Annotated in this window: 13 protein-coding genes; 5 read left to right on the top strand and 8 right to left on the bottom strand. The window is 53.8% G+C overall.

Annotated features, from left to right (window positions below):
- Window positions 1-47: 47 nt before the first annotated feature.
- The 5 genes from mreD to TH2_RS19085 all read right to left on the bottom strand — a co-directional run bounded on the left by mreD (window position 48) and on the right by TH2_RS19085 (window position 5,495).
- Complete coding sequence (gene mreD, locus TH2_RS19065; protein WP_008892086.1) at window positions 48-563, bottom strand: rod shape-determining protein MreD; 516 nt, start codon at window positions 561-563, stop codon at window positions 48-50.
- The gene (mreC, locus tag TH2_RS19070; RefSeq protein ID WP_008892087.1) at window positions 560-1,555 is read right to left on the bottom strand and encodes a rod shape-determining protein MreC; all 996 of its coding nucleotides are present in this window, start codon (window positions 1,553-1,555) and stop codon (window positions 560-562) included. Before mreC ends, mreD begins: the two co-directional genes overlap by 4 nt.
- A 126-nt stretch (window positions 1,556-1,681) precedes the next feature.
- Complete coding sequence (locus TH2_RS19075) at window positions 1,682-2,722, bottom strand: rod shape-determining protein (RefSeq protein ID WP_008892088.1); 1,041 nt, start codon at window positions 2,720-2,722, stop codon at window positions 1,682-1,684.
- A 182-nt stretch (window positions 2,723-2,904) separates the two neighbouring features.
- The gene (locus tag TH2_RS19080) at window positions 2,905-3,828 is read right to left on the bottom strand and encodes a dienelactone hydrolase family protein (RefSeq protein WP_008892089.1); all 924 of its coding nucleotides are present in this window, start codon (window positions 3,826-3,828) and stop codon (window positions 2,905-2,907) included.
- A 116-nt stretch (window positions 3,829-3,944) separates the two neighbouring features.
- Window positions 3,945-5,495, bottom strand: a complete 1,551-nt coding sequence (locus TH2_RS19085; protein ID WP_008892090.1) for a 2-isopropylmalate synthase — start codon at window positions 5,493-5,495, stop codon at window positions 3,945-3,947.
- A 630-nt stretch (window positions 5,496-6,125) separates the two neighbouring features.
- Between TH2_RS19085 and TH2_RS19090 the strand changes: the two genes are divergently transcribed.
- Both TH2_RS19090 and TH2_RS19095 read left to right on the top strand, forming a co-directional pair.
- The gene (locus TH2_RS19090) at window positions 6,126-6,749 is read left to right on the top strand and encodes a LysE family translocator (protein ID WP_008892092.1); all 624 of its coding nucleotides are present in this window, start codon (window positions 6,126-6,128) and stop codon (window positions 6,747-6,749) included.
- Between the two features lie 130 nt (window positions 6,750-6,879).
- On the top strand, window positions 6,880-7,212 hold the full coding sequence (locus tag TH2_RS19095; protein WP_008892093.1) for a hypothetical protein: 333 nt from the start codon (window positions 6,880-6,882) through the stop codon (window positions 7,210-7,212).
- An 84-nt stretch (window positions 7,213-7,296) separates the two neighbouring features.
- Here TH2_RS19095 and TH2_RS19100 read toward each other — a convergent pair whose 3' ends face one another.
- Both TH2_RS19100 and TH2_RS19105 read right to left on the bottom strand, forming a co-directional pair.
- Window positions 7,297-8,331, bottom strand: coding sequence for a hypothetical protein (locus TH2_RS19100; protein ID WP_008892094.1), 1,035 nt, complete (start codon window positions 8,329-8,331; stop codon window positions 7,297-7,299).
- A gap of 217 nt (window positions 8,332-8,548) precedes the next feature.
- Window positions 8,549-9,574 carry a GGDEF domain-containing protein gene (locus TH2_RS19105; protein ID WP_008892095.1) on the bottom strand — a complete coding sequence of 342 codons (1,026 nt, stop codon included), beginning with the start codon at window positions 9,572-9,574 and terminating at the stop codon, window positions 8,549-8,551.
- Window positions 9,575-10,146: 572 nt separating this feature from the next.
- On the opposite strand from TH2_RS19105, the gene TH2_RS19110 reads away from it, so the two are divergent.
- From TH2_RS19110 to TH2_RS19120, 3 genes are all read left to right on the top strand, one after another.
- Complete coding sequence (locus tag TH2_RS19110) at window positions 10,147-10,845, top strand: hypothetical protein (RefSeq protein WP_008892096.1); 699 nt, start codon at window positions 10,147-10,149, stop codon at window positions 10,843-10,845.
- 200 nt (window positions 10,846-11,045) lie between these two features.
- Complete coding sequence (locus TH2_RS19115; protein ID WP_008892097.1) at window positions 11,046-11,252, top strand: cold-shock protein; 207 nt, start codon at window positions 11,046-11,048, stop codon at window positions 11,250-11,252.
- Between the two features lie 141 nt (window positions 11,253-11,393).
- Entirely contained in the window at window positions 11,394-12,065 is a 672-nt protein-coding gene (locus TH2_RS19120; protein WP_008892098.1) for a 5-formyltetrahydrofolate cyclo-ligase, read from the top strand.
- Window positions 12,066-12,088: 23 nt separating this feature from the next.
- Here the strand turns inward: TH2_RS19120 and TH2_RS19125 are convergent, their stop codons facing one another.
- A complete protein-coding gene (locus TH2_RS19125) occupies window positions 12,089-12,454 on the bottom strand; it encodes a GFA family protein (protein WP_008892099.1) in 366 nt (121 codons plus the stop codon).
- Between the last annotated feature and the right edge of the window lie 153 nt (window positions 12,455-12,607).

Genomic DNA, 12,607 nt, shown 5'->3' on the forward strand with positions numbered 1-12,607 from the left:
TTGCCAAAACATCAATATTGCGCAGTTCATCATTCGCGCATGGCAGCCTAGACATAACGCAAAAGGGTATTTTGTGCGCGCGCCAGAACCCAGGCAACAATCGGGAACAAGGCAGCGGTCAACACGTAGCTGATCATGGTGGCCTTGAAGGGCAACAATGCACCGATCAGGGCCGAACTCAGCAACCATTGAACGAGAAGTGCCGGAATGGCCACCAATGCAAAGCCCCACCACATCACGCTGAACGGTTTGTTATGGAAAAAGCGCCCTTGGCTTGCCGATCCGGTCTGCACCAGCACGAGTACAAGCGAACTGACGCCAAGCGGCAAGCCCATCAACAAATCCTGCAACAGGCCCAGCAGGAAGGCTGTGACCGCCGTCAACAGGTCAGGGCGGTTAACCGACCAGTAAAACACAGCCATCAGTGCCAGTGCCGGTGAGGCGGTTGATAACAACGGCACGCTGAGCGGCAGAAGATTAATCAGCAACAGAGCGAAAACACTGAAGGCAGGGAAAAGGCCGCGGGCAATAATGTCCAGTCGATGCCAGACGCCGGGTTTCACTGGGCTTCCCCTGCCGCGTTGGTGGAGGGGGATGTGCCGTCATTTCCGGTCGGGCCTGCCGGAACAATGCCGACGCCATCAGGAAGGTCCGGCGATACTTCTGTGATGTTTGCATCGTTGGACGGTTGGCTTTGGCGAATGCGGTCCTCGCTCAGGATGCCCTGAAGGCCGTAATCAGCAACCCGCAGATATTCCAGTTGATGGCGACGGAACATCGGCGCAACGCGAACGGCATTTTCCGATACCGATGATACAACACCAATCGGAATGCCCGGCGGGAAAGCACCGCCATGGCCCGATGTCAAAATACGGTCACCCGGTGCCACGGCCGCATCCGCAGTCAGGAAGGTCAGAAGCGGGCGGTTGGTGTTGTCACCGGAAAGAAATGCACGGTCGCGCGAATTTTCCACAACAACCGGAACACGCGAGTTGATATCGGTGATCAAAAGAACACGGGATGCCTGATACCCCGCCTCGGCAACGCGGCCAATCAGGCCTTCGTCCGAAATCACGGCTTGTCCCTTGGCAACGCCGTCGCGTGATCCGGCGGAAATCATCACACTGTGGGCATAGGCGCCGCCCATATCCGCGATCACGCGGGAGGTTACCAGATGCAGGGCAGGCGGGGAGGTGTAGCTTGCCAGATCGCGAAGGCGGGCATTCTCATGCGAAAGATTGCGTGCGGCTTGCTGCCAGGCCAGCAATTGCTGGTTTTCGCGGCGCAGGCGCTCGTTTTCTTCATAGAGATGGGCGAGGTTGTAAATCTTGTCGGTCAGCTCGTTGATGCTGGCCGCAGGGCGGGAAATGACGTTCATCACCGGCGATACCAGATCAGCCGACGCGGCGCGGATCCGCTCGATCAGAACAGTATCGGCCTTGCCCAGAAGCATCAGGCCAAAAGCCGATAAAATCAGCAGTATGAAAGCGAAGCGGTGAAGGGCCGTGCGTAACGGCGAAAAGATACGCTGCTGCGGACCACCATGCTGTGCCAATGTATTCCCCGCGAATTCCCAAAAGGTTGTTCTTCATCCCGTGCGGGATATTCAACCATAACGAAATCACCGAGTCGCGTCCAGTAAGGATACGACCCGGTGATGATATTCAAGGCCGCTTTTTTATCAGTATGCTGTGTGCAGGACGTTACGCAGCATCTTTTTCTCTTCCAGCGCGCGACCGGTACCCAGTGCAACGCAGGAAAGCGGATCATCTGCAATCGAAACCGGAAGACCGGTTGCATGACGCAGAACGTAATCAAGGTTGCCAAGCATCGCGCCGCCACCGGTCAGGACAATACCCTTGTCCACGATGTCAGCAGCAAGTTCCGGCGGGGTCTGTTCGAGGGCGACTTTCACCGCCTCGATGATTGCCGAAACAGGCTCTGCAAGGCTTTCTGCGATCTGACGTTCAGAAATCAGCAGTTCCTTCGGAACGCCGTTCATCAGGTCACGACCGCGGATTTCTACAGTTGCGCCATCACCGTCATCCGGTGCACAGGCAGAACCGATTTCCTTCTTGATGCGTTCGGCGGTGCTTTCGCCGACCAGAAGGTTATGAGTGCGACGGATGTAAGCAATGATCGCTTCATCCATTTTGTCACCACCGACACGTACCGAACGCGCATAGACGATACCGCCCAGCGAGAGAACGGCAACCTCGGTGGTGCCACCGCCGATATCGACAACCATGGAGCCGGTCGGTTCCGTCACCGGAAGGCCGGCACCAATGGCAGCTGCCATCGGCTCGTCAATCAGCCAGACTTTACGCGCGCCAGCACTTTCTGCACTTTCCTGAATGGCGCGGCGCTCAACTGCGGTCGAACCCGACGGTACGCAGATGATGACTTCCGGGCTGGCAAAGTTACGGCGGTTATGGACCTTGCGGATAAAGTGCTTGATCATTTCCTCGGCGATGTGGAATTCCGCAATAACGCCGTCACGCAACGGGCGGATCGCCTGAATATACCCCGGGGTACGACCGAGCATCTGTTTGGCTTCTTCACCAACTGCAAGGACCTGTTTCTTGCCTTTTTCGTCGGTAATGGCCACCACGGATGGTTCGTTCAGAACGATGCCTCGTCCCTTAACGTAAACCAGTGTGTTCGCGGTGCCCAGATCCACCGCCATGTCGGAGGATAAAACCCCAAGAAGCTTGGAAAACATTCCTGCCCTATGCCCCGGTTAAAAGTAAAATCTCAAAAGCGAATGTACCGGCTTTGATAGCGTAAGGAATAAGCCGATGCACGAATAATCTGCTCAGGGGATTGAGGAATAATTAAGGCGCGTAATTTTCCTGAAATAAGGCATCAAAAACATGATCAGTAATATGGTCTTGGCGGAGAAATTCAATTTCGTCCTATATTTTCTGAGATGCCCATTGCAGAAAGGAAATCTGTCACCAGTGAGACTACAAGCGGACTGTTTTCTATTTGCGACGTTGTGCGAGTCGTTTGTTTTTCAATCATTTCGCTGCTTTCAACGACTTCAAACCGAACGGGTTCACGCCTGTCGTAAAGGTCGCGATCCATACGCCATTCACACCATGCCGGCGGGTTAAACGGATCATTTTTGACCGCCACAAGCAGGCTTGGCACAAAGTTGTCCATTTCCGACATACATTGCGGTCTGAGCCCGACAAGCGCCTTAAATCGGTGTTGGTAGTGTTTGGCATGCCCATCCCGATAAATCGCCAGCTGCGCTGCGCCGGCACCATAGCCATAACCGAAGACGGCAATGTTTGCTGGCGCAATGGATTTTACCCCGGCAAGGTAATGAAGCGCGCTGATGGCATCGAACGCCCAATAGGACAGACCGTGTTTGGGCGTTTGAAGTTCCCCGCCACCACAGTAATCTTGCGTCGGATGGGCATCAGGGGGCGATATCAAAAGCACCGCGTATCCGCTTTGTCGCAGGATTGTGATCCACGTTTCGGGAAAATGGTTGTCACAGTCGGGCAGGGCGACGACGGCAGGGTAAGGAGGCTTCGTGGTTCCATTGCCCGCAGCCGGTTCGAAATAAACTGCTGGAATACCCGCTTGCAGGCTTTCATCAACGCTAGGGATGGCTTTCCCGGCGGAAATCAGGCGTTGCCTCAAACCGCTTTTGGGGTAGGGCAGCGATGGAACGGTGACAGGCTGACCTGACTGCATTGTCGGCGTTTGTTCGGACGCGTTTGTGGAGGTTGTCACCATGCCAACAGACAGGGCCACAGCAATCGTAACGATCAGAGCATATGGAAACGCACGCAGAGCTTTGCTTGGCCGGGCCATGGGCAACTCCATTCACGGGTGCCAAATTCTATCACAGCGTTGGCTGCGCCACCATTCACACATAAGAAAAGGGCGGCACAGGTGCCGCCCTTTGGATGTAAACCGCTAAGCTTTGCTTAGGATGCCATCGCATCCGGTGCGGTTTTCTTGCTTTTTTCGATCAGCTTGTTCACTGCCGTGACATAGGCAAGGCAGGATGCAACCACGGTATCGGTATCGGATGCGTTGCCAACAACCGTGCGATCTTCGCCGTCGAGTTTGACTGTGACCGTGCCCTGGGCGTCGGTGCCCTCGGTTACGGCGTGCACCTGATAAAGCTTCAGGCGCCAGTCATGCGGATAGATTTCCTTGATCGCGTTAAACGTCGCATCAATCGGGCCATCGCCGGTGGTTTTGGCCGTGCGGGTTTCGCCGTCAACGGTCAATTCCAGTTCCGCGGTCTGCGGACCTTTGGAGCCACAAGTAACGGTCAGGCCAACGAACTTGATATGTTCGTTGTCGCGCATGCCGTCATCGACCAGGGCGACGATATCGTCGTCATAGACTTCTTTTTTCTTGTCCGCCAAGTCCTTGAAGCGTGCAAACGCATCTTCAATCGCGTTGTCACCCAAATCGGTAAAGCCCAGTTCCTTGAGCTTTTCCTTGAACGCATGGCGACCGGAATGCTTGCCCATGACCAGGCTTGATTTGTTCAAGCCAATCGATTCCGGCTTCATGATTTCATAGGTTTCGGAATTCTTCAGGAAGCCGTCCTGATGGATACCACTTTCATGGGCAAACGCATTGGCGCCAACGATTGCCTTGTTTGGCTGTACGACAAAGCCGGAAACAGCGGAAACCAGACGCGATGCGTTCATGATCTTGGTGGTATCAATGCCGGTGGTGAACGGGAAGGCGTCGTTGCGGGTGTTGATCGCCATCACGATTTCTTCAAGTGCAGCGTTACCGGCACGTTCGCCCAGACCGTTGATTGTGCATTCGATCTGACGGGCACCTGCATTCACCGCCGAGATCGAGTTGGCAACCGCCATACCCAAATCGTTGTGGCAGTGAACCGACAGGATCGCCTTGTCGATGTTCGGCACGCGGTTAAACAGCATGGTCATCAGTTCGGCATATTCGGTCGGTGTGGTGTAGCCAACCGTATCGGGGATGTTGATGGTGGTGGCACCGGCATCAATGGCCGCTTCGACGCAACGGCACAGGAAGTCGTGTTCGGTACGCGAACCGTCTTCTGCCGACCATTCAACATCGTCGGTGAACTTGCGCGCCAGCGTCACGCTTTCAATCACCTTTTCCAGAACGCGTTCCGGTTCCATCTGCAATTTGTATTTCATATGCAGGGGGCTGGTGGAGATGAAGGTATGGATACGCTTGTTTTCAGCCGGTTCCAATGCCTCTGCTGCGCGTTCGATGTCGCCCTTGGCGGCACGTGCCAACGAACAGATGGTCGGTCCTTTGACCTGCTTGGCGATTTCATGGACGGACTGGAAGTCGCCGTTCGATGCGATGGCAAAGCCTGCTTCGATGACATCAACCTTCAGTTCCGCCAGTGCGTGCGCCACGCGCAGCTTTTCATCAAGCGTCATCGATGCACCCGGGGACTGTTCCCCGTCACGCAGGGTGGTGTCGAAAATGATGACGCGATTGTCGTTTGCACTAGCCATTATCTTGTTTCCTGATCAAACGGGGCTTTGCCCGGTATGTAAATTCTGTCTGGAAGGAGTGCGGGCCGTCTGGCGCGACTTTTTCCCCTGAGCTGCGGTAAATGGATCGACAAGCTATTCGTGTGATCCGGACCGGCATGAGTCGCTCAGGGGCGAGTAAGTCGTAGAGCGCCTAGCTCTGCTAGACCAAGGAGACCGGAAATTAGGTTGAGGGCAGACAGCGCAAGCGCGCGCGAAGCGGTTGCTTCGGCACGGTCGGCATATGCATCAATGTTGCAAATGTCTGCGGTCATCGGTCTTCATCAATTGGATTTGGATGCCAGCTATTGCTGGCGACGTCCCCAATTTCGTCGGCGGGCCCCTTCAGGTCAAGTAATTTTTGTACCTTTTGGTCTGTTTTTTGAGTGGAATTTAGCGGGGCCGGGTTTGGCTTGTGCGTTTCTGTTACGATATTCGGGCCATTGTGCTGTTTTGGCAGCGTGCTACACGGCAACCGAAATGTCATTTCGGCCATACCAAAAAGATACTGGTCGGAATTTGACTAATCGGGTAGTGATTTCGTCCCTGATGACGTCACGCCCCCAATAGTGACGGTCAGGGCGGAGCGCCATCCAAGCCACAGGAACCATTATGCTGAGTTTGTCGTTGATCGGGGCCTTCATCCCCACGGCCTTCTTTGTCTCCATTACGCCGGGTATGTGCATGACACTTGCGCTGACCCTTGGCATGACAATCGGTCTGAAACGCACACTCTGGATGATGGTGGGTGAATTGATCGGTGTGGGCATTGTGGTGGTTGCCTCGGCACTGGGCGTGGCGGCGATCATGCTGCAATATCCGGCCGTGTTCGCGGTGTTTAAGTATATCGGCGGGGCCTATCTGGCCTGGCTTGGCATTCAGTTGTGGCGTTCGCGCGGGCGCATGGCAATCTCCGGCGAAGTCGAAGGTGCCAAGACAGCAACAGCCGCCGGGCTGGCAGCACAGGGCTTTGTGACCGCGATTGCCAACCCCAAGGGCTGGGCCTTTATGATTTCCCTGCTGCCACCATTTATCAGTTTGCAGCATCCCATCGCGCCGCAGCTTTCAGTGCTGGTTGCGATCATTCTGGTGACCGAGCTGATTTGCATGACGATGTATGCCACCGGTGGGCGGTCGTTGCGTCGCTTCCTTGAAAAAAGCGGTAACGTGCGCATCCTCAATCGGGTCGCCGGAACACTGATGATCGGCGTTGGCGTCTGGTTGGCAAGCAGCTGATCTGGTGATCGTTCGCGGCGTTTGGTTGTGCTTTGGGCATTATTTCAACGCGTTGCCTGAATTTGATGTTTGTTTTGTTGTTTCATCATAACAATATGTAATCAAACAACTGTTTTGAGGATTTCCGACCATGCGCGAGATACGCTGTATCGTTTTCGAGGACGGCGAACTGATCAAGGCAATTCTGGCCCATGGTCGACGCACTGGCAAAGCGCTTCCGCCCGGTCAGATCAGCAGCTTTGAGGTGGAACGCAAACCGGAAGTCATCGCGCGTATGACGGTTACTTCTGATGAAGGTCAAAAGCTGATTGTGCCAACCGCAGGCGCAGAGCTTGCCGCTGCGATGATTGCCTATTGCATTGATCGCAAGGTCCCGGTGCCGGCAAATGCGTCAAAGTCGATTGCGGTTTTGGATGATCATGTGGCGCTTAAAATTACCATGACCGGTGAAAAGGCCCGCTAAGTCAGGTCGACAAGGCAGCTTAGAAACACAAAAGGCGCGCTTGAACAGCGCGCCTTTTCTCTATTCCCAGCAGGGCGGGCAGGGCTACCACTGCATCATCTTGCCTTTGAGCTTGCCCATGCGTTCGTCTTCGTTCTTGAAGCTATGCTGTTCAGAAACACCGTCTTGCACTTTTGTCATCAGCAGCCATTGCTTGACCTTCATGAAGCGCGGGGCCAGGAACTGATAGGTCTGTTTGACCAGATTGACAGCCTTGGGACCGCGTTCCAGTTCAAGCTCTTCCCACTGTTCGATCAGTGGTTCCCACGCGCGCAGACGTTTGTAAAGGTCATCACGCTGGCTTCGGATATATTGCCGCTGCGACGTGAAGTTACGCAGAACCGACATGATCTCGCCGGTATTGGCATCAAGTTCGTCAAACGTGTTTTCGAACTTCTTCTTGGCATCATCAAGCAGGCGAATAGCCTGTGTGACGGTTTCGAGAACACCTTTTTCATGCGCATAGATGCGGCGAAGGTCCTGCAACTTGCGATCCACCATCAGGATCTTGCGATACTTCACGCGGAGCGTCTCGATATAGGACAGCTCATCAGCGACCTGATGCACAAGATTGACGACTTCTTCTCGGTTTTCTTTGCCAAACCCAAGCTTTTCGGCAACTTCGTCAAAAGCCTGGTTGATCTTCTTTTTGGTGTTCGGATCTTCGGCTATCTGCATCAGTTGGTCCGGGTCGGTAATGAGTTCTTCGCTCCCCGACATCCAGGTTACCAACTGCATGGTAATACGGTTATAGGCAATCGCCTTGTGATCTTCGTCAACAGCCCATGATGCTTCACCGGTCAGAACTTCAAGCGGCAGGTTGTCGCCCGGGCGCAGGACGTTGACAAAGTTAAGCGACTTGTCGATCAGACCGATCAGCTCACCATCCGCAGAGTTCGGATCGATGTCGAATTCGCGACAAATGGCCTTAAGTGGCAAAGACACAACCGACCCTTCTGCCATTTTCAGGACAAAAAGAGCTTCGTCTGAGATATCAGACTTCTGAAAGTGGCATTCCTCGAACGTTTTGAAAATCTTGTGTTCTAGCTGGATTTTACGTTCGCTATTGGGTGTCTTCATCTGCTTCTCCGCCCTGCAAAGCCGGTGCAACATATTACTATGTTGTACATGACAGACCCGATTGTTAGACCATCGTTTCTGTTCTTTTCGGCCTATTAGGACACGTGTGTTGGCTCGGTGTCTTGGTTGATTTTTTTGATCTTTTTTATCTAGGCTCTCTGTTTTCAGAGATGTCTTCACTCATGCCCTGTTTTGACGTGGTCCGCCAGAGCGCTTTTCACTGCGTGACGCAGGTGTTCCTGCCATCCTGCTTTGCCATATAAAGCGCTTTGTCCGCACGGTCCACAAACTCCATTATATTCTCTCCAAGATTATAGGCCGTCAAGCCAATTGAAACGGTTAACTTGCCGAAATCCTTGCCGGTTTTTTTGTTTATAATATGTTGGTTTGACACGTTTTGTCGCAACTTGTTGGCGAGCTTTGCCGCGTTCTCCGGCTCTGTATCGGGCAGGATGATCGCAAACTCTTCGCCACCATAACGGGCAACGGTGTCTGCACCCTTTGTCGAACTGACCAGCACCCTTGCCACAGCCTTCAGGACCCCGTCACCGGCACGGTGCCCGAAATTGTCATTGAACGCCTTGAAGTGATCGATATCGATCATCAAAAGCGAGAGTGGCGCGCCGGATTCCATTGTCGTCGTCACCGCATCGCGAAGCGACGTGTCAAAATTCTTGCGGTTGGCAATCCCGGTCAAGGTGTCGGTCAGGGCATCCCGGCGCACAAGCTCAAGCTCGGTACGGACCCTGAGAACTTCCTTGTGATATTCCTCAAGACTGCCGTTAAAGGAGCTATATGTATCGCGCGCCTTGCTGGATCTTTCTGACAAGCCACGGCTGACAGACCGGGCGTCCTCCAATGAGATGTCCGAGGCCAGCAACTGCTGTGATGCGACCTCGATATCGCCACAGAAAGTATCCGTCTCCCGCATGACCGACGTTACCGCCATTTCCACACGTTCGACAGCAGACTGCAGCCCCTCGACCCCTTGTTTCAGATGCTGTTGCATCGCGTGGGTGCCGAGGTACTTGTGGTAAATCCGGAAAACAGTCTCTTCATCAAGATCCTGCGTGTTGCGGATCAAGACCTTGATCAACTGACTGAGTTCGGGCACCTCGTCTGTCAGGTAGCTGTAGAAAACATGGTAAACCTGCGGCGTCGGCTGCAAGTTGAGCTCGTTGACGAGCGCCATAACGTTATGCGCAATGTCGCGTGGGTTTGCGATCTTGGTTGTCGCTGTCACTTCCTGTTATCCGATCCGAATATCATATCCATTCAGTCAAGCGTGTCCCAACTTAAACCCTGCATCGCTATTAACCGATGCTCTAGGGTGCCCGTGCACATTTAGGTGCAAGATATACTTTTTATATTAGGCTTGCTCTATCATCGTCTAAAGCAAGGGGCTTTGTCACGCACTTCTACCCCTCAGACAATGACAAATTCAGACATCCCGAATGAATGGCTTTCTATATTGTCAGGTGACAACGGCGTCTTGCGCTTGACGCCTGAAAAGTCGGTAATGGCATATACGACGCCGGATCGTAGAATGATCACTCTGCCTGCCATGAAAATCTGCTGATTTTATCCATTTTCAGGCTGTCTGGCCTTCTGCCCCGATTTGGCGCAAGAACTTCATTTCATCCTTCCTGACGGTGTGCGGGGCAGTCTTTCTATTATCACTATCTGGTATTCAGATCGGGCGACCTTATATGGCTATTAGTCGATTGTTGCCCGGGAACGGCTTGCACGTGACGGCATCTGTAATAACCACTATGGCAGGGCGTTTAATTGATCCTTGTTTCCAGCCGAATAGCGATGCGAGCAGCCCTGTTTGTCGGGCTTTTTGTTGTCTGCGGTCTTGGTGTTTCTGGTGCGAACGCAACTGATGCGGTGCGCGTTGCCAGCAATATCGTGTTTGACGCCAAATGGAGCCAATATGCTCTTCCCGGTCAGCGGCGGTTCATTACCCTGCTTGGCGCGCAACAGCGTCCGGTTGCCTTTGATGTTTTTCCCTATAACCGTTTTCGCGATGCGCTTGATGCGGGGCTGACCGACTGTATTCTTGCATCCCACCCGGCACGTTTTGAGGACACCATTGCCTCAAAAAGCAAGGTTCGCTTCGAACTTCGTGTGTTCCAGCGTATCGGTGCCGATATCCGCACCCTGCCTCAGGTCGATATCGGAATTCTTGCCAACCTGCCAAGGCCGAGTCTGTCGATCCGTGGCGAGATTGTCTGGCATGATCTCGGAAGTCTCGAGCAAGCTGTCGAGCTGCTTGCGGCCGGACGACTGACCGGGATCATTGGTGACAGCACCAATATCCGCATGTTTGGTCGCACCGATATCATCGAGGCCGAGTTGCCGCCGGTGATCACCGTCGACATCTCGCTGATCTGCCGCGATACAGAACCTTTACGGGAATTCGTTTCTGCGTTTGATTCATCTATGGGTGTGTCTGGTTCCGGGCAGGTGCCGCATGGTGACCTGCGTCACATGGTCGATTACGCGTGGTAGCGAAAAAAGAACTTCATGCATGAATCCATTGCACTAAGCCGAAAATTGGGTAATTATTGAAACGATGCAGTGCATCTTTCAAGTGTGTGGTCGCTCTCTGGTTGATGGTGGTTGCGCTTTTGGTCGGTGTAATGCAGGGACTGTTTTCATGCATTCCTGACTTTGGGGATGCGCATACTAAACTAAGGACGACTACGGATATGGCTACCGGAACGGTTAAGTGGTTCAATGCGACCAAGGGTTATGGCTTCATCACCCCGGACGAGGGCGGCAAAGATGCATTCGTGCACATCACCGCTGTTCAGCGTGCTGGTCTGCAGGGACTTGATGAAGGGCAGAAAATTCAGTTTGAGCTGATTGAAGGTCGCAACGGCCGCATGTCGGCAGAAGAACTCGCCATTCTCTAAATTTCTATCTGGCTTGCAGCTTTCTTTGCTGACAACCGTTAACGCGCCGGCCTTCCGGCGCGTTATGCGTTTTTGGGGCCCGCTTGTTGATGTAGCCTGAACGCGTGACTTTTATCAAACCCGCAAACTCTTCGGGCATTCATGATCCTTGATCTTCCTGCCGCACCTGTTGGCGGTGATGCAACCACACAGTCGGAATGGCGCCACGCGGTCAGGCGGGCTTTGCTTGGCTGGCGCGCCGCACTTGATGCGCAAACCCACCAAAAACTCTCCGATCAAATTCGTGCTCATTTCGCGACCTTCCTCAAGGATCGTCCCGCCGCAACAATTGGTTTTTATTGGCCGATCCAGAACGAAATTGATCTGCGTCCGGTGGTTGCGGCCCATGTCAAATCTGGCGGTAAGGCAGCCCTGCCGGTGGTTCCAGGCAAGGATCAGGCGATGATCTTTCATGACTGGACGCCCGATACCGAAATGGTGCCGGGCTTTGCACGGATCCCCGAACCGGCCAATAGCAAGGAAGTCGCTGTAAATGTGCTTCTGGCCCCATTGGTCGGGTTCGACCTAGCAGGGTATCGTCTGGGATATGGCGGCGGGTTTTTTGACCGGACACTGGCGACGCTTACGCGAAAGCCGTTGGTGGTTGGTATCGGATTTGAAGCCACCCGGCTTGATGACATTCTTCCGCATCAATATGACGTGCCTGTCGATGTGCTGATCACCGAACACGGGACGCGCTATATTGACGGGCAGGCCACAGCTGATGCGGACAAGCCCGATCAAACATCACCGCCTTGCCATTTAAGTGACTAGGCAGCGTTGCGGTGATTGATGGTTCAGTCGCGCTCGTAAAGGTGTTTGACAGGAAATTCCGGCAGCCACTTTTCACGCCGGATCGTCCAGAGCTCATAGGTCGGGACGAACTGATCCGGGGCATCCATCGCGCCCAGATGAAGCTCGATCTCGTCATCGCTGCATGAAAACACCGACGATCCGCAATCAGGACAGAAATGCCGCCCCTGATAACTTTGGGTCTTTCCAGTCATCTCGACCGCCGTTTCCGGAAAAATGGCCGAGGCATGAAACAGCGCCCCGTGATGCTTGCGGCAATCCATACAGTGACAGAGCCCGACCCGAAGCGGTTCACTTACTGTCTCAAAGCGGATTTTACCGCACAGGCAGCCACCAGAAACCTTTTTCATGCAACGTCCCCGTCCAAAATAGATGCCATCAATGATCAGGCACTTTAAATCGAACGTGTTCGCGCTGCAATTGGGCGACATTGTGGTTGGTCGAAAAGTGTCGTGGGAAAGTTGAGGCAAAGTGGCTGGGGAACCTGGATTCGAACCAGGACT

It is taken from the genome of Thalassospira profundimaris WP0211 (assembly GCF_000300275.1).
In the GTDB taxonomy this organism is placed as follows: domain Bacteria; phylum Pseudomonadota; class Alphaproteobacteria; order Rhodospirillales; family Thalassospiraceae; genus Thalassospira; species Thalassospira profundimaris.